We start from the raw sequence: 20,378 nt of genomic DNA, 5'->3' as shown, positions 1-20,378 counted from the left end.
GCGCGGCCGCGCTCGTGCGTGTGTTTCCGTGCCCTGGCACGGAAACGCACGCACGAGGACGTAGTCCAAACTGGGATGCATGACCGCGAGCACCGACACCATGACCGACCACTGGATCGACGGGTCCCCGACGACGGGTGCCGGCGCGATCGCCGTCGTGAACCCCGCGACCGGCGAGACTATCGCCGAGGTGCCGCGCGGTGGCACCGCCGAGATCGACGCCGCGGTGGGCGCGGCCCAGCGGGCGTTCCCGGCGTGGTCGGCGACCCCGGTGGCCGACCGCGTCGCCGCGGTGCTGCGCATCCGCGAGGGGATCAAGGCGCGGCACGAGGAGCTCGCGCAGTCGATCACCGCGGAGATGGGCTCGCCGATCGCGTTCTCGCGCAGCGTGCAGCTCGGGATGCCGATGGCGTCGTCGAAGGGGGTGGCCGGTGTCGCCGAGTCGTTCGCGTGGAGCGAGGAGATCGGCAACTCGCTGGTCGTCCGCGAGCCGATCGGCGTCGTCGGCGCGATCACGCCGTGGAACTACCCGCTGCACCAGGTCGTCGCCAAGCTTGCGCCGGCGCTGGTGGCCGGGTGCACCGTCGTGCTCAAGCCGTCCGAGGTGGCGCCGCTGACGGCGGGTGCGCTCGCGGCGATCACCGCCGAGGCGGGGCTGCCGGCGGGCGTGTTCAACGTCGTGCACGGCACCGGGCCCGAGGCCGGCGAGGCGCTCGCCGCGCACCCCGGGGTGGACATGGTGTCGTTCACCGGGTCCGTCGCGGCCGGGCGCCGGGTCCAGGAGGTCGGCGCGGCCACCGTTAAGCGGGTGGCCCTCGAGCTGGGCGGCAAGTCCGCGAACATCGTGCTCGACGACGCCGAGCTCTCGAAGGCGGTCAAGGTCGGTCTCGGCAACTGCTTCATCAACGGCGGCCAGACGTGCACCGCCTGGACACGGCTGCTGGTGCCGGAGGCGCTGCACGACCAGGTCGTGGAGCTCGCCGTCGCGCAGACCGCGAAGTACGGGGTCGGCGATCCGACCGACGAGTCCACCCGCATCGGCCCGATGTCCTCGGCGACCCAGCAGGAGCGCGTGACGCAGTACCTGGAGCGGGGCGTCGCGGACGGCGCGCAGCTCGCGGTCGGCGGCCCGGGGCGTCCCGACGGCGTGTCCGAGGCGGGCGCCTACGTGCGGCCGACGATCTTCGCCGGGGTGCGCCGCGACATGACGGTCGCCCAGGAGGAGATCTTCGGCCCGGTGCTGTCGGTGATGCCGTACTCCGACGTCGACGAGGCCGTCGACATCGCGAACTCGACCATCTACGGCCTCGCGGGCGCGGTGTTCGCCGGCACCCAGGAGCGCGGCGTCGAGGTCGCGCGGCGGATGCGGACCGGGCAGGTCGACGTCAACGGCGGGGCGTTCAACCCGGTGGCGCCGTTCGGGGGCTACAAGCAGTCCGGGACCGGCCGGGAGCTGGGCCGCTACGGGCTCGAGGAGTTCCTCGAGATCAAGTCGATCCAGCTGTAGGCGGCCTGGGGCCTCGTGAGCACTCATCGACGCCATGGCGTCGATGAGTGCTCACGAGCGCGGAGCGCACCTGACTTCTCCGAAACCGCACCCACCGTGTGACGGCCGCGTCTAGCGTCCGCTCGCGTATCCGGTCCCGACCTGCGGGCCCGGCGCGAGCGGGGAGTGCGGATGACGCGGTCGGCGCGACGACGGGCGGTCTGCGTCGCGCTGTTCGGCGTCGTCGTGCTGGTCCTCGGGGTGGGGTTGCCGCTGGGTGCCGCCGGGGTCATCCGGGTCGCGGCGGCGCGGGCGGTGGCCGCCGTCGGGGACGTCGTCCTGGTGAAGAACGAGAAGTCCGACGACGGCAAGGACTCGAGCGAGGACTCGTCGTCGAAGGACCCGTCGTCGAAGGGGTCGGACGAGAAGAACTCGGGCAAGAAGGCGTCCGACCAGAAGGACGACGACAAGGGTTCCGCGAGCAAGGACTCCGGCAAGGACTCCGACAAGGACGACGGCCAGGACACGAAGAAGGACGCCGGCGGCGACGACCGGTTCCAGGGCCGCGACAAGATCGGCACCGCGCCCGCGGACGAGTACCGGTCGATCTCCGACGTGTCCGCCGACGGCAACATCCTCGCCGGCGGTGACTTCTCCGGCGGCAGCTACTCGTTCGCCTGCTCGCTGTCGGACCACAAGAACTCCGACAACCCGATCATCGCCCCGGGCAAGCGCAACGGCGCCCAGCACGTGCACGACTACGCCGGCAACGACAGCACGAACGCCGCGTCGAATCTCCAGGTCCTGAAGGAGTCGAGCACCACCTGCTCGAACGGTGACCAGTCGCCGATCTTCTGGCCGGTCCTGCGGGACCTGCAGGGCGTGGGTCCCGACGTCGGGCAGGACGGCGGCAGTCTCGACGGCAACGTCGGGTCGTACATCGAGCCGACGTCGGTCGACTACACCTTCCACGGCCACGGGACCCGCGAGATGACCCCGATGCCGGTGAACATGACGATGGTGACCGGCTCGGCGAAGGCGGCCACCGCGGACGGCAAGGGCGCCAACGCGAAGTACACCTGCTCCGGGTTCGGGAACCGGATGACCGACCAGTACCCGGTCTGCCCGCAGGGCTCGCAGCTCCAGCGCGTCTTCGACTTCCCGAGCTGCTGGAACGGCAAGGATCTCGACTCCGAGGACCACACCGAGCACCTGACCTACCCCGACGAGTCCGGGGAGTGCAGCGACGACCAGGTGCCGGTCCCCGCCCTGCGGATCACGGTCGCCTACGACGCCCCGCAGGGCCGCTCGTTCGCGATCGACAGCTTCCCCGAACAACAGCACGACCCGATCACCGACCACGCCCTGCTCGAGTACCTGTCCACGAAGAGCCGGGCCCAGGCCGGTGCCGACTGCATCAACTCCGCCCGCCGCTGCACCCAGGGGAGCGGGGACGACGCCTCGCGGGCGGGCCCGACGGGAGCGAGTGACCAGGTGACGACCTCGAAGAACTTCGTGAACCTGATGGCCACGCACGCGCGGGCGCAGGGCGGTGGCATGGCGATGGGTGGCATGCCCATGCGCGGGATGCCGATGGCGGGCGCGACGACGGGTGCGGCCCGGTGAGGGCGCTGGGTGCGGTTCCGCCGCGGGTGGCCGTGCACGTGGTGCTGGCCGCGCTACCGCTGCTCTCGATCACCGCGCACGTGGCCGGGCTGGTCCCGATGCACGTCTCGGCCGGGGCGGTCGTCATCCCGACGGCGCTGGTCCTGCTGGTGCTCGGGATCTTCATGCCGATGCCCGAGGACCGGCTGGTGATCGAGGGGCTGCGCTGGGGGATTCTCGCGACGGCGGTCTACGACGTGTTCCGTCTCGATACCGTCGCGTTCCTCGGCTGGTGGGGCGACTTCATCCCGACCATGGGCACCTGGCTGATCGACGTCGACCCCTCGCAGCGGGTGCTGGGCGGAGTCGCCGGGTACGTGTGGCGCTACGCGGGCGACGGCGGCGGGCTCGGGGTGGTGTTCATCGTCGCGGCGGCGGCGACGGGCCTGCGCCGGCTCGGACCGACGGTGACGATGGCCGCGGCGGTGCTCTTCGCCGTCGGGCCGACGTGGGGCGGGCTGATGGTCACGGTGCTGCTGCCGCGCGGCCAGCAGTTGATGTTCCCGCTGACCCCGGTGACGGTGGGGCTCTCGCTGGCCGGGCACGTGATCTTCGGGATCGTGCTCGGGCTGGGCTGCCTGCGCTGTCGGGATCTGGAGGGGCACTGGTCCGGGCCGCGCGTCGTGGATCTCGAGAAGCTGGCGCGGTGGGGCGAGCTGCCCGACCCGGTGCCGGTGCCGGCGTTCGCGGACATCCCGGCGGCGCTGCTGCCGTCCCCGTCCCGGCGGGCCCTGGCCGGTGGGTCGCCCGCCGCGCTCGCGCCTCGTCGCCCGGCCCCGCGCCTGCCGGCGGGAGGGCTGGTGTCGGGCACGTTCCGGTCCCCGACGACGGCGCGGGAGACCGGGCGTCCCTGGTTGCGGCCGGTCGTGCCCGCCGCGCGCACGGACTCCGGCGCGTTCGAGGTCACGGTCGTCGACGCCACGGTGGTCGTGGGCATGGCGCCCGTGCCCGCCGTCGCGCGCGACGCCCGCCTGCCCTGGGGTGCGCACCCGCCGCCGGCGCCCGGGCGGAGCTTGGAGCCGGCCGACTTCGGGCTGCGCTCGGCCCCGCGCCGTTGATCAGGGGCACGTCTCGCAGCCGGACACGCCTCGCGGGGTGCGTGATGTGCCCCTCGCGAGCGAGCCCGCCGCCCCCTCGCGAGCGAGCCCGCCCCCCGACCCGCCCCGACCGCGAGGGGAGGATTCGGCCGCTCTAACCGCCCGAGGGTTCCCCTCGTGCGGGCGGGCGCGAGAGCCCGAAGTGCGTCGTCAGCCAGTCGGTGACCGCGTGGATGAAGGTCCGCCGGTTGTCGAGGCGCTGGATCTCGTGGCCCTCGTCCTCGAAGAGCAGGTAGCGGACGTCGACACCTGCCGACTTCGCGCCGTGCACCGCGAGCTCGGCCTCGTGGACCGGAACGTTCGTGTCGTAGCGCCCGTGCACCACCAGCAGCGGGGCGCGCAACCGGTCCATGCGGTGCACCGGGGAGAGCTCGCGCAGCAGGTTGCGGTCGTGGATGGGGTGCCCGTACTCGCCGACCGCCGCGTCGGCGATCCACGGCTCGGTGCGCGCGAAGAACGACTCGAAGTCGGCCATGCCGCACACGTCCACGCCGACCGCGAACAGGTCGGGGTGGTTCACCAGCGCGGCGAGCGTCAGGTAGCCGCCGTACGACCGGCCCATCACGCCGATCCGCTCCGCGTCCGCGAGACCGATCTCCACGAGGTGCTCGGCGCACGTCGCGACGTCGCGGATCGCGGCGAACCGGCCCGCGCCGTTGTCGGCGTTGACGAACGACCGGCCGAAGCCGGACGAGCCGCGGACGTTCGCGGCGTACACGGCGATCCCCTGCTCGAGCAGGGTCTGGTAGAGCGGCGTGAACACCGGCCGCTCCTGGGCCTCGGGCCCGCCGTGCAGGTAGATCACGGTCGGCAGCGGGCCCACCGTGCCCGGTGGGCGGTAGAGCCACCCGGCCAGCGAGAGCCCGTCCGGCGTCGTCACCGTCTCCAGCGACGGGTGCACCAGCGAGCCCGGCGCCCACATCGGGTCGGACTGCGGGCAGATCAGCGCGGTGCTCTGCGAGGACAGCTCGTGGCACCACACCGCGGACGGGACGTCGGGCGACTGGATGCCCATGACCAGCGAGTCGCCGTCGTGGCTGAACACCGCGGAGGTGACGACGTCGCCGGGCGGGCTGTAGTGGGCGGGCTTGCCGGTCGTGAGGTCGAGCAGCTCCACCTCGCTGCGCCCCGTGACGTTCCAGACCAGCGCCGCGAGGCCGCCGTCCTCGGTCAGCGCGAAGCGCTCGAGCTCGGCGTCGTCGCGCTCGGCGAGCACCTCGGGGTACATCGGCCGGGCGTCGGTCGCGACGTCGACCGCCACCAGCGCCGCCCGCTCCCGGCCGCCGTCGGTGAGGACGAGCATCCGGGTGCCGCCGTCGACGAAGCGGGCGGCGACGACGGAGGAGTCCCGTGTGATCGCGACCGGGTGCTCGACGGCGCCGGGCGGCCCACCGGGCCCCTTGCGGCTGTCGATCTCGTGCCAGCCCTCGGTGCCGTCGAGGTCGACGATCCCGACGTGGCGCGAGCCGCGCCGTCCGCGCCGCAGCAGCGCCCGCCGTCGGTCGGGGGAGACGTCGAGGATCTGCAGCGCGTGCCCGGAGCCGAGGCGCTGGCGCTGGTCGGAGCCCACGTCGACGAGCCACGCCGTCGTCGTCTCGTAGTCCGCCTCGGTGACGGCGACGACGGAGCCGGTGTGGGTCCAGCGGTCGAGGGACACCGCGCCGCGGTCGTCGTCGCCGACCCCGCGGATGGGGCGCAGGCCGGTGCCGTCGGGTCGTACGACGAGCACCGTCGAGCGCTCACCGCCGTCGGCCGCCGCCTCGATGGCGAGCCAGGCGCCGTCGGGGGACCAGCGGACCGTCGAGACGAGGTCGTCCCCGGTGTCGAGGGACCACTCCTCGCCGGTCGCGCGGCGGTGCAGGCGCACCGCGGGGCGTCCGTCGCCGTCCCAGACGAACGCGATGGTCGTGCCGTCGGGGGAGGGGCTGGGTGACCAGCAGCGGGTCGCACTGATCCACTCGTCCACCGGCTCCCCGACCTCCCTCGCCTCGCGCTCTCGTCGGGAACCTACGTCAGCGGATGCCGTGGGCCTGCAACCACATCTCGAGGAGTGCGACCTGCCACAGCGCGTTCGCGCCGAGGTTGGTCCGCCCGGAGTTCGGGTCGTCGAGCATGGTCGCGACCGCGTCGGACCGGAACAGGCCGCGCTGCTTCGCGGCCGGGTCGGTGAGTGCGGCCGTGACGCGCTCGAGGACCGGGCCGGAGAGCTGCCGGATCGCCGGCACCGGGAAGTAGCCCTTCTTCCGGTCGATGATCTCGTCGGGGAGCACCCCGCGGGAGGCGGCCTTGAGCACGCCCTTGCCGCCGTCGGCCATCTTCAGGTCGGGCGGGCAGGCGCCCATGGTCTCGACGAAGTCGTGGTCGAGGAACGGCACGCGCGCCTCGAGGCCCCAGGCCATGGTCATGTTGTCGACGCGCTTCACCGGGTCGTCGACCAGCATCACGGTGGTGTCCAGGCGCAGTGCCGCGTCGACGGCCTCGTCGGCGCCGCGGCGCGCGAAGTGCTCGCGGACGAGCTCCAGCGACGGGTCCTCGCGCAGCATGAACTCCCGCGCGACCAGCTCGCCGACCTCGTCGTGCGGGCGGTCGAAGAACGCCCGGTGGTAGGCGTCCACCGCGCCCTCACGGCCGACCCGGGCGATCGGCGGGTACCAGTCGTAGCCGCCGAGCACCTCGTCGGCGCCCTGCCCGGACTGCACCACCTTGATCGACTTCGAGACCTCGCGGGAGAGCAGGTAGAACGCGACGACGTCGTGGCTCGTCATCGGCTCGGACATCGCCGCGACGGCGCCGGGCAGCGCCTCGTCGGTGTCGATCTTGGGCACCCGGAACTTCGTGTGGTCGGTGCCGTAGGTCTTCGCGACGAGGTCGGAGTAGTCGAACTCGTCGCCGGTCTCGCCGGCCTCGGACTCGAAGCCGATCGAGTACGTCTTGAGGTCCTTCTGGCCCATCTCGGCGAGCAGTGCCACGACGATCGACGAGTCGATACCGCCGGAGAGCAGCACCCCGACCGGCACGTCGGAGACCATCCGCCGCTGCACCGCGGTCCGCAGCGACTCCAGCGCGATCTCGGCCCACTCGGCGTCGGTGTGGGTCTCGGAGCCGCGGACGAACTCCGGGGTCCAGTACGTCCAGTCGCTCGACGAGCCGTCGGGCTCGACGGTGCGCACGACGGCGGGTGGCAGCTTGCGGACCCCGGTGAGGATCGTGCGCGGCGGCGGCACCACGGCGTGGAAGCTCATGTAGTGGTGCAGCGCCACGCGGTCGATCTCGGTGTCGACGCCGCCGGGGGCGATCAGCGCGGGCAGCGACGACGCGAAGCGCAGCGCGCCCGCCACCGGCGCCACGTACAGCGGCTTGATCCCCAGCCGGTCCCGTCCGAGCACCAGCCGGCCGGTGGTCCGGTCGGCGATCGCGAACGCGAACATGCCCTTGAAGCGCTCGACGCAGCGCTGGCCCCACCGGTGGAACGCCTTGATGATCACCTCGGTGTCCGAGGTCGAGAAGAACCGGTAGCCCTCGCGCCCGAGCTCCTCGCGCAGCTGCGGGTAGTTGTAGATGCAGCCGTTGAACACGGCGGTGAGCCCGAGCTCGGCGTCGACCATCGGCTGGGCGCCGGTCTCGGTGAGGTCGATGATCTTCAGTCGCTGGTGGGCGAGCGCCAGCGGGCCGTGCCCGACGACGCCCCAGCCGTCCGGGCCCCGGGGCTCGAGGACCTGCGCCATCGCGAGCACCGCGCCGACCTGGGCCGCGTTCCCGTCGTACCGGAACTCCCCGGCGATGCCGCACACGTTGGTCTCCTTCGTCGACATGTGCGTGCGTTTCCGTGTCCGGACACGGAAACGCACGCACCTGCGCGTCAGCGCAAAATCCAGGTGTCCTTCGAGCCGCCGCCCCGCGACGAGTTGACCACGAGGCTGTCAGCCGGCGCGACCCGTGTCAGCGGCGTCGGCAGCACACCGGGCTCCGGCCCGAGCACGACGAAGGCCCGCAGGTCGACCACCCGGGGCGCCAGCTCGGTGCCGGTGAACGTCGGGTGGGTGGAGATCAGGATCGTCTCCTGCGCGACGTAGGCCGCCGGGTTGGCGCGCAGGTCGGCCGCGGCGGCGTCGAGCTCGGCGGCACTCGCCTGCGGCCCGATGACGATGCCCGCGCCGCCGTACCCGTCGACCGGCTTGAGGACCAGCTGCTCGAGGTGGTCGAGGACGTGCGCGCGCTGGTCCGGGTCCGCGCAGAAGTACGTCCGGACGTCGTCGAGCAGCGGCTTCTCCCCGAAGTAGAACTCGGTGAGGGCGTGGATGTGCGGGTAGACCGCCTTGTCGTCGACCAGCCCGTTGCCCGGGGTGTTCGCGAGCGCGAAGCGGCCCTCGGCGACCGCGGCCTGCAGCGGGTCGCGCAGCAGGCGCCCGTCGGCGTCGGGGGAGGCGAACAGCTTCTCCTCGTCGATGCGGCGGTAGGCCACGTCGATCCGCTGCCCGGAGACCGCGACGGTGATCGTCCCGTCGTCGGTGATCCGCAGCCCGGACGGCTCGAGCAGCGGTACCTCCATCTCCTCGGCGAGCATCGCGTGCTCGAAGTAGGCCGAGTCGTGCGGGCCCTCGGTGAGAACGACGAGGCCCGGCTCGTCACCCGCCGCGGCGGGCGCGCACGACAGCAGCGCCGCCCGCAGCATCGCCGGCCCCTCGTCGGAGTCGACGACGCCCTCGGGCGCCTGCAGCTCGGGCAGCACGCTGCGGACGACGCGGCGGTCGGCCATCGCGTAGGCGATCCCGGACGGGATGCGCAGGTTGTCCTCGAGGACCTTCCAGCGGCCCTCGCCGTCGCACACCAGGTCGAGACCCGAGATCAGCGCCCGGGTGGCGCCTGCCGGGACGAGGGTCGACGCCTCTCCGGGGCCGGGCAGCCAGCGCAGCGCCTCGCGCGGCATGACCCCGTCGCGCAGGCAGGCGCGCTCGCCGTGCAGGTCCTGCAGCAGCGTCTCGAGGGTCCGGGCGCGCTGCACCAGACCCGCCGTGAGCTGGTCCCAGTCCTGCCGGGAGATCAGGCGGGGGATGAGGTCGAGCGGGAACAGCCGCTCCGGGTCGTCGGGCTGCGGGAAGAACATCGAGCGCGCCCGCTGCTCGGCGTCGCGGCTGCGCTCGTGCGCGAGCAGGCCCGCGGGCCCGATGCGCTCGAGGTTCGCCACCAGCCAGGCGTAGGTCGGGCGGACGTGGCCCGCCTCGTCGACGGCCTCGTCGTACTGCGGCGGGTGGTACTCGCCGAGCAGGACCGGTGCGGCCGTCTCCGGTGTCGGCAGCCGCTCCTCGGCCGACTCGTCCGGTGCGCCGCTGGTCTCGGCGACGAGCATGTCGACGACGCTCTCGAGCCCGCCGCCGCGGTTCGCGCGCTGGCGCTGCCGGGCGGCGCTCGACCCGCGGGCCAGCGCGTCCAGCGCGAGGTCGGAGACCTCGTCCCAGTCGCCGGCGTCCTCGAGGTCGTCGCGCAGGTGGTCGAGCAGCAGCCGGATCGCCCGCGAGGGCGGCACCAGCTCGCGCCCGGTCACGTCGACGAGGTCGCCCTCCAGCCCGGAGCGGGCGGCGCGCCACGACGCGGCCCGCAGCAGTTCGGGCCGATAGCGCGGCTGGGGGCGCCCCTCGGTGTGCGCCCGGACGCCGTGCACGACGAGGGCCCGGGCCAGGCCCGCGATGAGGACGACGCCGTCGACGGTGGGGGAGGCATCGCAGATCCGCAGCTCGACGGTCTTCTGGTGCGCCGAGGGACGCATGTCGAAATAGACCATGCCGGGGTCGGACATCGTCCCGGAGCGCAGCAGGTCGTCGATGAGCGCGTCGTAGTCCGCCGCGTCCTGCAGCGGGGCGGGCGGACCCGCCGTCGGCCAGCGGTGCCAGGCGAGCGTGCGGGAGCTGGCGTAGCCGGTGTCCTCGCGGTGCCAGAACGGGCTGGACGCGGACAGCGCGAGCAGGACCGGCAGCCACGGCGCGGAGTGCTGCATGACGGCGACGGCCGCGTCGCGGTCGGGCACGTCGACGTGCACCTGGGTGCCGCAGATCTGCTGCTCGAACGCGAGGAGCTGGTACTCGTCGCGCATCCGCTCGTAGCGCGGCGACTCGGTGATCCCCATCGCCGATCCGTCGACCAGCGGCACGCTGCCGGCCCCGGCGACGCCGAGGCCGCGGGTCCGGGCCATCGAGGTCAGCATCCGGCGCAGGCGGACGAGGTCGGCGCGCAGATCGGTCAGGCTCGCCGTCGGATCCGAGTTGGTCTCGATGATCGACGGCTTGAGCTCGGGGGCGAACGCGTCCGCGTCCAGCGCGGCGAGCTCGTCGAGCAGCTCGGGCACCCGAGGCACGGCGCAGCGTGACTCGAGATCCACGAGGTGGAACTCCTCCTCGACCCCCAGGACCACGTCCCGGGCTCCCCCGCCCCGCTGATCCGCCATGAGGTCACGCTAGAAGCACTGTGTCACAGGGATGTTTCCCGGACCGGGATCCGTGACCTTGACGGCGTTCCGGCGAATTCGTGTCGATCCGGGCGCACCGAGCGGGTAGGGGCCTGGGAGAATGCGCTGTCGTGCGCGTCTACCTCGGTTCCGACCACGCCGGCTTCGAGCTCAAGGCTCACCTCCTCTCCGTGCTGGCCGCTTCCGGCCACGAGGTGGTCGACGTCGGGGCGACGGAGTACGACGCCGCCGACGACTACCCGCCGTTCTGCACCGCCACGGGCGAGCGGGTCCTCGCCGACCCGGGCTCCCTCGGCGTCGTGATCGGCGGCTCCGGCAACGGCGAGCAGATCGCGGCGAACAAGGTGAAGGGCATCCGCGCCGCGCTGGCGTGGAGCGTCGAGACCGCGCAGCTGGCGCGGAAGCACAACAACGCCCAGGTGGTCGCGGTGGGCGCCCGCATGCACTCCGCCGAGGAGGCCACCACGATCGTCGAGGCGTTCCTCGCGACCGAGTTCGAGGGCGGCAGGCACCAGCGCCGCATCGACATGCTCGCCGAGTACGAGAACACCGGGCACATCACCGGCTGACCGGACGTCTCCGATGCCCGAGGGGCACACCATCCGCCGCCTCGCGCGGTCCCATTCCCGGCGCTTCCGCGGCCGCGAGGTGGCGGTGAGTTCGCCGCAGGGACGCTTCACCGCGGGCGCCGAGCTCGTCGACGGACGCGTGCTGCGCTCGGTCGACGCGCACGGCAAGCACCTCTTCCACGTCTACGAGCCGGACCTCGTCGTTCACGTCCATTTGGGTCTGTACGGGAAGTTCTCGCTGGTCACGACCCCCGACGACGGCGTCCCGGCCCCGGTGGGGCAGGTCCGGATGCGGATGGTCGGCGACTCCCACTACGCCGACCTGCGCGGCGCCACCGCCTGCGAGGTGCTCACCGAGGGCGAGGTCGAGGCGCTGCACGAGCGGCTGGGCGCCGACCCGCTGCGTCCCGACGCGGACCCGGAGCAGGCCTGGCAGCGGATCTCCCGGTCGCGGTCGCCGGTCGCGACGCTGCTCATGGACCAGGCGGTGATCGCGGGCGTCGGCAACGTCTACCGGGCCGAGGTGCTCTTCCGGCACGGCCTCGACCCGCTGACGCCGGGCCGGGACCTCGGCCGCGAGCGGTTCGACGCGGTGTGGGCCGACCTCGTCGACCTCCTCACCGACGGCGTGCGCCGCGGATCCATCGACACGTTGCGTCCCGATCACACGGAGTTGCGGTGCTCGCACGGGCCGCGCGTCCGGCACACCCCGGCGTGCGGACGGCCCGTCTACGTCTACCGGCGGGCAGGGCTGCCCTGTCTGCTCTGCGGGACCGAGGTCGTCCGGCGTACCCACGCCGCCCGGAACCTGTTCTGGTGCCCGACCTGTCAGGACGCCGCGTGATCCGGGTGCTATAACTCCCGCGTCACTCGTCCGGGTGACGTGATCGGAGGGGTCTGGTGCGCTCGGTGATGATGCGGTCGCGTCCCGGCCGGCCCCGCTGGCAGTTGACCACGCGCCCGGCGACGGCGGTCCTCCTCGGCGTGGTCTCGCTCGCGGCGGCCGGGGTGCAGCTCGCGCTGCTCTCCTCGCCGACGCCCTGGTACCAGCCCGCGGTGGCCGGGTTCTGGACGCTGGTCGGGCTCGCGTTCCTCGGCTCGGCCGTCGGGACCCGCGCCCGCGCGCGGCGGGCGAGCCTTGCCCGACGACGGGTGCCGGTCGACTCCGTGCCCGTCGATGCCGTGCCGTTCGTCCCGGTGCCGATCCGGCCCGCGCGTCCGCGCCGCCGGGACGACGCTGCGCACGATCCCGGATCAGACGCCCGGGACGAGGGCGACATCCGCGAGGTCGACACCGGCGAGCCGACCGACGACCTCGCCGACGCCGTGCAGACCGCGGCGACCCCGGTCGTCACCTCGGTGATGAGCGTGGCTGCTGCCGCACCCGCGGCGCCGACGACGACCCGGGAGTCCCGACGGTCGGTCGCCGAGTCCGCCACGACCGGCGGGACCCGCAACCGGCACGCGGTGCGGGCGGTGGCCTCGGTGGAGACCGCGACCCGGGCGCTGCGGGCCCTCGAGGAGGCGAAGGCGGCGGCGGAGGCGAAGGCGGCGGCGGAGGCGAAGGCGGAGGCGAAGGCGGCGGCGGAGGCCGATGCGGCGGCGGACGTCGAGGCGCACCGGCCGGCGCGGGCACTGCGCGACGGGCGGCTGCACCCCGAGGGCGGTGGGGCCGAGCCGCCACGCCCGTCCGTCCCGCCGCGCCCGTCGGCCCCGGCGACCGCGTGGGCTCCGGCGGCGCCGGCGGGTGCGGTCCCGCAGCAGCGCGGATCCGGGGGGCGACGTCCCCCCTCGGGTCTCCCGATGCCGACCGGCCGGGCCTCCGCACAGGCACGACAAGCAGATCGGTCGCGGACGCCGTCGCGCCCGGCCGACCGCGAGGTCCCCCGGCCACGGTCGGCGCCCGAGAGCGCCGCGCCGGCCCGCGACCTCCGCGATCCCCGTGAACGAACCGCCCGGACGACGAGCGGGATGACCTTCGGGGACGCCCCCGCGACCGGGTCGCACCGCTCGACCCCCGACCTCCCGCCGGTGTCCCTCCCGCGGCCGACCGCTCCGTCCCGCGACGAGGCGCGGTCGTCGGGGCGGGCGCCGGCCGACGAGCGGGCGGCACCGTCCTCGCCCGGGACGACAGCACCGAGCCATCGCCGGCCGGCCGAGCCCGGGCCCGGCGCCGCGAAGCCGACCGACACCGGACGGCACGCGCTGGTCGCGGCCACGGAGAAGGGCACGACCGACGGCCTCCCGTCCCGCCCGCCCCGCCACGCGGCCCCGACGGCGGCCGCTCGGATCCGTTAGCCTGGTTCCGGGCGAAGCGGACAGCGCGGGGGAGCGACGATGACCGAGCCGGAACGACGCATCCTGGACCGGACGTTCGACTCGCCCCCGGTCCCCGGGCACGGACCGTGGTGGGCCCGCGGGGCCACACCCGTCGTCGTGATCGTGGTCCTGGTGGCGTTCGTGCTGTCGCTGCTGGCCATGGCCCTGCTGATCTGAGAGCCGCCGTGTCCGACGTCGAGCGCATCCTCACCGCTGTGCGCGGTGCGTGCCTGGTGCTGCCCGAGGTCGTCGAGCGGGTGAGCCACGGGGCGCCGTCCTGGTTCGTGCGTGGGAAGAAGACGTTCGTGTCCTTCGCCGACCACGTCCACGGCGACCCGCACACCGCGATCTGGGCCGCGGCGCCACCCGGGGTGACCGCCGAGCTGGTCGCTGCGGAGCCCGCGCGGTTCTTCGTGCCGCCCTACGTCGGGCACCGGGGCTGGCTGGGGCTGCGCCTGGATCTCGACGGGGAGGACGCGCTGGACGAGATCGAACTGCGGGGCATCGCCGCGGACGCCTACCGCCACATCGCCCCGAAGACCCTCGCGCGCCTCCTCGACGTCTAGGACCCCCGCGGGAACGCCCGGCTGACCATCGAGTGGGCCTGACGCGCCGGTTCCGGTGCGTCGCCGCGGTCGAGGTCGGCGTCGGCCCGCAGCCGCCGGACCATCTCGGGTCGGGCCGTCATGTACGCCGTCCCGCTGCGGGCGCCCCAGATGTAGGTCGCGAGCGCGAACGCCGCGACGACCACCGAGTCCCACGGCGCGGCGATCAGGTGCGCGCCGCCGAAGCTGCCGAGCGCCGAGAGGATCGTCAGCCCGACGAGGTAGACGACGAGCCACGTCCCGCCGACCAGCTCGGAGACCGCCCGGTCCGAGCGCAGCCACACCACCGCGTACCAGACGATCCCGAGCCCGATGATCACCATGCCGATCCAGAGCTTCGACCAGGACGTCCAGAAGACCACGAGCGACGACACGACGAACGCCGCGGGCGCGATCACCGTCATGCCGCGCAGCCGGGTGTCGTGGCGCGTCAGGCCCGAGGCGCGGAAGGCGATCAGCGACACCGCACCGATCTGGAAGGTGAACGCCGCGATCGACCCGGTCACCGAGATGATCGAGTGCCAGCTCGGGAGCGGCAGCAGGTAGGCGAGGCCGACGACGAAGTTGAGCACCAGCGCCCGGGCCGGGACGCCGCGCGTGTTGAGCGTCGTCAGCGACCCGGGGAAGAAGCCGTTCTTGGCCAGCCCGAACACGTTGCGCGCGTTCGCGGCCGTGTAGACGATCCCGGAGCCCGACGGCGAGAGCATCGAGTCGGCGATGAGCGTCCAGGACAGCCACGAGAGCCCGAGGATCATCGCGAGGTTCGCGAACGGGGAGTCGAAGTTGACCCCGTCCCACCCGCCGCCGAGCATCCCGGCGGGCACCGCGCCGAGGAACGCCAGCTGCAGGCCGAGGTAGAGCACGATGGTGACGACGATCGTCGTGATCAGCGCTCGGGGCACCGTACGGCGCGGATCCTTCGCCTCGCCGGAGAGCTCGACGACGTTGCGGAAGCCGGTGTAGGCGAACACCATCCCGGCGGTCGCGATCGTCGAGAGCGCCGCACTCCAGCCGTAGGGCGCGACGCCGCCGTGGTCGGTGACGTTCCCCGAGTCGAACCCGGACGCGATCAGCAGCACCACCGTCGTCGTCGGGATCAGGATCTTGATGGCGGTGACGACGGTGTTGGAGCGCGCGAAGAGCAGGACGCCGAACCAGTTCAGCGCGACGAAGGCCGCCATGAGGACGACGGCGATGACGATGCCGAGCCCGGTCAGCGACTTCCCGTCGTAGACCCCGGGCAGGTACACGGCCGCGTACTGCACGACGCCGGCGGCCTCGGTGGGCGGGTTGCCGACGTAGCTGATCCACATCGCCCACCCGACGATGCCCGCGGTGAGCCCGCCGTGGGAGTACTGCGGGTACCGGACGAGGCCGCCCGACTCCGGTTTCGCCATCCCCAGCTCGGCGAACACCAGCGCCACGAGCAGCATCAGCGCGCCGCCGATGACCCACGCCAGCAGCGCGGCCGGCCCGGCGTCCTGCGCGGCGTAGAGCGAGGAGAACAGCCAGCCCGAGCCGATGACGCTGCCCAGCCCGGCGGCGAGCAGCGACCAGAAACCGAGGGCCTTGTGCAGTCCGGCGTCCGGGCGCCGGTCCTCGGTCGCCGGGCCGGGGGAGGGGGCGGCGCTCGTGTCCGTCATGTGGGTCACCTCGTCACGGTGTCGGTCGCGCTCCGACGGGAGCACTACCCACTCGTGCGACCCCGTTCACCTCACGGTCACCGATCGACGACGCATCGTGACCCGGCCGAGCAGGAAAAGCGGCGGGGAATCCCTGGGATCAGGCCGGGAAGAGCGGCGCCAGCAGCCGGCCCGGGGCGCCCCGCAGCAGCGGCGCGAGCAGCGGCGGGGCCGGGGTCGTCGACGGGGGCCGGTCGGCGGCCGCGGTCAGTTGGGCGGTGACGGTCGCGTCGACGGCGTCGGCGATCACCGTCTGGCCGGCGGCGGTCGGCGCCCCGGTCCGCAGCGGGTCGGTCCCGGTGAAGGGGGTGATCCAGGGCTGCCGTGCGCAGACGCTGTGGGCGACGAACCCGGTGCGGACGTCGACGACGGTCACCCGCGCGGCCCGGGCGCGGTCGGTGAGGACGTCGTCCAGCCGGCTCACCGTGGCGTCGAGACGGTGCGCGGTCGCCGGGTCGCGGGCTCCGGCGGCACACGCCAGCCCCTCGGTCGGCCGGGGATAGGTCGTCAGGACGAGGGCCGCGGCGGGGGCGCGGCGCCGGATGTCGGCGAACGACGAGTCCAGCGCGGCCGGGATGGCGTCGATCGCGCGGTCGGTCCGGGCGGTCGCGGCGTCGCACTCGGCCGGTGTGCGGCCGCTCGCGCAGGCGGCGGTGAGCGCGCCGAGACCGGTCGCGTCGGCGCCCACGGTGATCAGCACGCGGGTGACGGCGGAGTTCAGCGCGGTGAACTGCGAGTTCGGTCCGCCGGACGTCGACGCGCACGCCCGGCTGGTCCACGCCTGCGGTGCGAGGCGCGGCCCGCTGCGGGCCGGGTACGACGCGACGGTGCGACGGCAGGCCGTCCCGTCCGTCCCGCCCGGGTCCACGAGCGGGGCGCCGCCCGCGGCCGTGCCCGCCGCCCAGGAGTCGCCCAGCGCCACGAGGGTCACCGGGGTCGCGGCGCGTGGTGAGGCGTCCGCCGGGCGGGCGGCCGTGGTGGTCGTGAGGGTGAGCGCGGTGACCGCCAGGCACAGCGCGGCACTCAGGACACGGCGACTCGGTCGCACGACCACTCCTCGACGATCGCTCGATGGGGACTCGAGTGTTGTCGGCTCCGGGCCGTGGCAGAAGATCAGTCCATCGACCGGATGACGGCTGGACCTCGACCATGGTCGAGGGTGCAGGCTCGCCGTCATGGACCTCGCACCGCCGCCGCTGCCCGACGACTGGACGAGCGCCCTCGCCGTCGTCGCCCACCCCGACGACCTCGAGTACGGCGCGTCCGCGGCCGTCGCGGCCTGGACGGCGGCGGGGAAGCGGGTCACGTACCTGCTGGTCACCCGCGGGGAGGCCGGGATCGCGACGATGCCGCCCGAGCAGGCCGGACCGGCGCGGGAGGCCGAGGAACGCGCGAGCGCCGCGGCGGTCGGGGTCGACGACGTCCGCTTCCTCGACCATCGCGACGGGGTCGTCGAGGAGGGGGTGGCGCTGCGGCGCGACGTCGCCCGGGTGATCCGGCAGGTGCGCCCGGATCTGGTGGTCGCGCAGAACCACGCGGAGCGGTGGCCGGGGCCGGACGGGGCGCCGGCCGGCTGGAACTCCGCGGACCACCGCGCCGTCGGGCGGGCGACCGTCGACGCCGTCGGTGACGCGGGCAACCGGTGGATCCACCCGGAGCTCGCGGACCTCGAGCCGCACGAGACCCGCCACGTCGTCGTCGGTCACTCACCGGTGGCCGGCCACGCCGTCGACGTCACCGGACAGGTGGACCGGGCGGTCGCCTCCCTGGCGTGCCACCGGCTCTACCTCCAGGCCCTCGACGACCGGCCGGTGGCCGAGCAGGCCCGCGACGTCGTCGCGCGGATGGTCGGCGACACCGACCATCCGCGCGTGGCGTTCGAGCTGCTGTTCTGATGAACGCCGCCTACCCGGCCGCGGCCGTCGTCGTCCTCGGGAGCCGACGGCGGTACCAGTCGAGGAACGACGCCACCGACTCCTCGACCACGGGCGACAGCGGGCCCGGCCGGTAGCCGCGCGACGCGACCCCGGCGTAGGTGGCCTCGCAGAGCGCCCAGTCCTGTTCGGAGGTCGCGCGCCACACCGCGGTGAGCGCGTCGACGTCGCGGTCGTCGAGAGCCGCCCGCGCATCGACGAGGAAGCACACCTCGACGTCGGTGGTGCCGGCGTCGACCGGGGTGAGCCGGGTGGTCATCGCGTAGTCGGCGTTGGCGTGCGCCCACAGGTTGGGCAGGCCGACGACCCGCAACGAGCCCACGTCCTCGTCGGGCAGCGTGCCCATCACGGGTGCGACGAGGCGGCCGTCGAGGGTCTCCGTCGTGAACCCCTCGCGCAGCGGCAGCCGCGTGAACCGGTACCAGGACCCGCCGGGGAAGCTGACCTCGTCGGTCGCGAGGCCACGGGTCTCCCAGCGAGCACGGGCCCGCGCGACGGCGGCGTCGTAGCGCGGGTTCGGACGCACGTCGCCGTGGGTGCCGTGCTCGAAGTTCGACAGCGAGAACTCCGGGTGGCTGCCGCGGCAGTGGTAGCACTCGCGGTTGTTCTCGACGAGCGTCTTCCAGTTCGCGGCCACCCGGTAGCGGTCGCGGGCGACGATGCGGGCGTCCGCCAGCCCGTGCGGGCCGAGGTGGCGGGTCGCGGCGGCGGCGAACCCGTCGAACTCCGGGGCCTCGCCGGGCGTCGCGGCGGGGCAGACGAACACCAGCCCGGCGACCTCCCGCACCGCGGCCGGGGCGAGCCGCACACCCCCTATCGGCGTGCTGTCCTCATTCCAGAAGGCGTCGCCCATGAGCCGCGCCGAGCGCAGACAGCCGTCGAGGCCGTAGACCCACTGGTGGTACGGGCAGACGAACGCCTTCGCGGTCCCGCGCTCGGCGGTGGTGACCCGCGAGCCGCGGTGAGCGCACACGTCGTGGTGGGCGTGCAGGGTGCCGTCGTGGTCGCGGACGACGATCACCTGGTCGCGTCCGAGCGTGACGCGGAACCAGTCGCCCGGGCCGAGCTCGCAGGAGTGGCCGGCGAACGTCCAGTGTCGGACGAACACGTGCTCGAGGTCGGCGGCGAAGACGTCGGGGTCGGTGTAGGCGGGCTGGGGGAGTGTCCAGTGCAGGTCAGACATGGAACTGCCGGCCGAAGCGCGGGTCGAGCAGGGCGGGCCGGTCGAGCGTGAACGTGTCGATCGGGTGCCTGCTGCGACCCGCCGTCGCGAGCTCGGCGAGGATGCGGCCGATCAGCGACGCGAACTTGAACGCGTGCCCCGCGCCGACCGCCACGTGCACGTTCGGCGCCTCGGGGACGGTGTCGATGATGAAGTGCTGGTCCGGCGGGATCGTGTACAGGCAGGTCTTGGTGTACAGCTCCGGACCGCCGAAGCCGGGCACGTGGTCGGCGAGGAACTCCTCCTGGCGCTTGCGGCGCAACGGGTCGGCCTCGAACGTGCGGGAGTCGGCCGTGACCTCGTGGCCGCCCATGTGCTGGCCGAGCTTCGTCGCGACCTCGCCGTACACCGGGAAGCCGTAGAAGTTCTCGGCGCCGTGCCACATGAAGACCGGGAAGTTCTCGGGGGAGAAGTCGAGCAGGTTCGGGGTGGCGTAGTAGGTGACCTGCTCCTGCAGCACCGTCAGCGGGAGCTCGCGCCCGACGCCGGTGAGGATCTCGTTGGTGCGCGCGTCGGCGGTGACGACGACGTGCTCGGCCCGGTAGACCTCGTCGTCGGTGACGACCTCGACGTGGTCGCGGGTGGGGTGCAGCGCGCGGACCGGGGTGTCCTCCTCGACGTGGGCGCCGTGGCCGCGGGCGAGCGCGATGTGGGTGGCGTTCGCGCGGCGGGCGTCGACGATCCCGGATTTCCGCTGGTAGAGCGCCTGCTCGCTGCCGCCGAGCCGGAACTGTGGCCAGCGCGCCGTGACGCCCTTCGCGTCCAGCTCCTCGAGCTCGGTGCCGTGGCGCGCGGCGACCGCGCGGTACCCGTCCATGTTCCGCGTGCCGGTGTCGGTCGCCGCGCGGGCGTCGACGTCCTCGATGACCAGGCCGCCGGTCTCGGTGACCAGCTGCTGCCCGGACACGCGCTCGACGTCGTGCCAGGTGTCGTAGGCGGCCGGCGCGAGGGCGGCGTAGGCGTCCTGGTGCTGGGCGTGGCGGATGATCCTGCTGTGGTCCTGGCTGGCGCCGCGGTCGTGGCCGAGGTGGTGGGCCTCGAGCCCGAGCACGGCCCCGTCCTTGCTGCCGGCCGCGCGGGCGAGCCAGTAGAGGGCGGCGGAACCGAGGCCGCCGCACCCGACGACGACGTGACGGTGTTCGCGATTCATGTGAGCGGACGTGCTCCCTGATCGGGGTCTCTTCCGGTGCCCTTCACAGTGGTCGGGGAGGGGGCGTCGTGGTGCGGATCCGTGATCGGCGCTCGCACTGCTGTCAGAAGGCGAGGCTTATCAGTGGCCGGCGACCGGCCGACCTACTCCGCCTGATCACCGACGTGGTCCACCGGCGCCCTCGTGAAC

Annotated in this window: 16 protein-coding genes; 9 read left to right on the top strand and 7 right to left on the bottom strand. The window is 73.6% G+C overall.

The annotated features are described in order from the left end of the window. The first annotated feature begins 79 nt into the window (after nucleotides 1-79). The 3 genes from LQ327_RS32470 (at nucleotide 80) to LQ327_RS32460 (ending at nucleotide 4,209) form a co-directional block, all read left to right on the top strand. Nucleotides 80-1,507 carry an aldehyde dehydrogenase family protein gene (locus tag LQ327_RS32470; RefSeq protein ID WP_230740702.1) on the top strand — a complete coding sequence of 476 codons (1,428 nt, stop codon included), beginning with the start codon at nucleotides 80-82 and terminating at the stop codon, nucleotides 1,505-1,507. A gap of 171 nt (nucleotides 1,508-1,678) precedes the next feature. Beyond that, nucleotides 1,679-3,112: a DUF1996 domain-containing protein gene (locus LQ327_RS32465; protein ID WP_230740700.1), complete on the top strand. Its 1,434-nt coding sequence runs from the start codon at nucleotides 1,679-1,681 to the stop codon at nucleotides 3,110-3,112. Continuing rightward, on the top strand, nucleotides 3,109-4,209 hold the full coding sequence (locus tag LQ327_RS32460; protein WP_230740698.1) for a hypothetical protein: 1,101 nt from the start codon (nucleotides 3,109-3,111) through the stop codon (nucleotides 4,207-4,209). The genes LQ327_RS32465 and LQ327_RS32460 overlap by 4 nt, the downstream gene beginning before the upstream one ends. Nucleotides 4,210-4,342: 133 nt before the next feature. On the opposite strand, the gene LQ327_RS35120 is transcribed toward LQ327_RS32460, so the two are convergent. The 3 genes from LQ327_RS35120 to LQ327_RS32445 are packed head-to-tail and all read right to left on the bottom strand — an operon-like array spanning nucleotide 4,343 to nucleotide 10,687. Further along, nucleotides 4,343-6,214, bottom strand: a complete 1,872-nt coding sequence (locus LQ327_RS35120; protein ID WP_230740696.1) for a S9 family peptidase — start codon at nucleotides 6,212-6,214, stop codon at nucleotides 4,343-4,345. 46 nt (nucleotides 6,215-6,260) lie between these two features. Beyond that, nucleotides 6,261-8,060, bottom strand: coding sequence for an N-acetylglutaminylglutamine amidotransferase (locus LQ327_RS32450; RefSeq protein WP_230740695.1), 1,800 nt, complete (start codon nucleotides 8,058-8,060; stop codon nucleotides 6,261-6,263). Between the two features lie 47 nt (nucleotides 8,061-8,107). Continuing rightward, nucleotides 8,108-10,687 (bottom strand): carboxylate--amine ligase/circularly permuted type 2 ATP-grasp protein, encoded by a 2,580-nt coding sequence (locus tag LQ327_RS32445; protein ID WP_230740693.1) that lies wholly within the window; start codon nucleotides 10,685-10,687, stop codon nucleotides 8,108-8,110. Nucleotides 10,688-10,818: 131 nt separating this feature from the next. On the opposite strand from LQ327_RS32445, the gene LQ327_RS32440 reads away from it, so the two are divergent. The 5 genes from LQ327_RS32440 to LQ327_RS32420 are packed head-to-tail and all read left to right on the top strand — an operon-like array spanning nucleotide 10,819 to nucleotide 14,162. Beyond that, nucleotides 10,819-11,277: a ribose-5-phosphate isomerase gene (locus LQ327_RS32440; protein ID WP_230740691.1), complete on the top strand. Its 459-nt coding sequence runs from the start codon at nucleotides 10,819-10,821 to the stop codon at nucleotides 11,275-11,277. 13 nt (nucleotides 11,278-11,290) lie between these two features. Next, a complete protein-coding gene (locus tag LQ327_RS32435) occupies nucleotides 11,291-12,121 on the top strand; it encodes an Fpg/Nei family DNA glycosylase (protein ID WP_230740689.1) in 831 nt (276 codons plus the stop codon). Nucleotides 12,122-12,177: 56 nt separating this feature from the next. Then, complete coding sequence (locus LQ327_RS32430; protein ID WP_230740687.1) at nucleotides 12,178-13,575, top strand: hypothetical protein; 1,398 nt, start codon at nucleotides 12,178-12,180, stop codon at nucleotides 13,573-13,575. Between the two features lie 39 nt (nucleotides 13,576-13,614). Further along, nucleotides 13,615-13,773 carry a hypothetical protein gene (locus LQ327_RS32425; RefSeq protein ID WP_230740685.1) on the top strand — a complete coding sequence of 53 codons (159 nt, stop codon included), beginning with the start codon at nucleotides 13,615-13,617 and terminating at the stop codon, nucleotides 13,771-13,773. An 8-nt stretch (nucleotides 13,774-13,781) separates the two neighbouring features. After that, the gene (locus LQ327_RS32420; RefSeq protein ID WP_230740683.1) at nucleotides 13,782-14,162 is read left to right on the top strand and encodes an MmcQ/YjbR family DNA-binding protein; all 381 of its coding nucleotides are present in this window, start codon (nucleotides 13,782-13,784) and stop codon (nucleotides 14,160-14,162) included. On the opposite strand, the gene LQ327_RS32415 is transcribed toward LQ327_RS32420, so the two are convergent. Together LQ327_RS32415 and LQ327_RS32410 are read right to left on the bottom strand one after the other, a co-directional pair. Next, nucleotides 14,159-15,844 (bottom strand): APC family permease, encoded by a 1,686-nt coding sequence (locus LQ327_RS32415; RefSeq protein ID WP_230740681.1) that lies wholly within the window; start codon nucleotides 15,842-15,844, stop codon nucleotides 14,159-14,161. The genes LQ327_RS32420 and LQ327_RS32415 overlap by 4 nt on opposite strands. A gap of 139 nt (nucleotides 15,845-15,983) precedes the next feature. Then, complete coding sequence (locus LQ327_RS32410; RefSeq protein WP_230740679.1) at nucleotides 15,984-16,931, bottom strand: SGNH/GDSL hydrolase family protein; 948 nt, start codon at nucleotides 16,929-16,931, stop codon at nucleotides 15,984-15,986. Nucleotides 16,932-17,058: 127 nt separating this feature from the next. Between LQ327_RS32410 and LQ327_RS32405 the strand changes: the two genes are divergently transcribed. Continuing rightward, nucleotides 17,059-17,778, top strand: a complete 720-nt coding sequence (locus LQ327_RS32405) for a PIG-L deacetylase family protein (RefSeq protein WP_230740678.1) — start codon at nucleotides 17,059-17,061, stop codon at nucleotides 17,776-17,778. A gap of 10 nt (nucleotides 17,779-17,788) precedes the next feature. Here LQ327_RS32405 and LQ327_RS32400 read toward each other — a convergent pair whose 3' ends face one another. Next, entirely contained in the window at nucleotides 17,789-19,000 is a 1,212-nt protein-coding gene (locus tag LQ327_RS32400) for an aromatic ring-hydroxylating oxygenase subunit alpha (protein ID WP_230740676.1), read from the bottom strand. Then, on the bottom strand, nucleotides 18,993-20,189 hold the full coding sequence (gene solA, locus LQ327_RS32395; protein WP_230740674.1) for an N-methyl-L-tryptophan oxidase: 1,197 nt from the start codon (nucleotides 20,187-20,189) through the stop codon (nucleotides 18,993-18,995). Before solA ends, LQ327_RS32400 begins: the two co-directional genes overlap by 8 nt. Nucleotides 20,190-20,378 lie beyond the last annotated feature (189 nt).

This window comes from Actinomycetospora endophytica (genome assembly GCF_021026375.1).
GTDB classification, from domain to species: Bacteria; Actinomycetota; Actinomycetes; order Mycobacteriales; family Pseudonocardiaceae; genus Actinomycetospora; species Actinomycetospora endophytica.
Note: the sequence above shows the minus strand (reverse complement) of the source record. Positions and strands in the feature narration are given on the sequence as shown.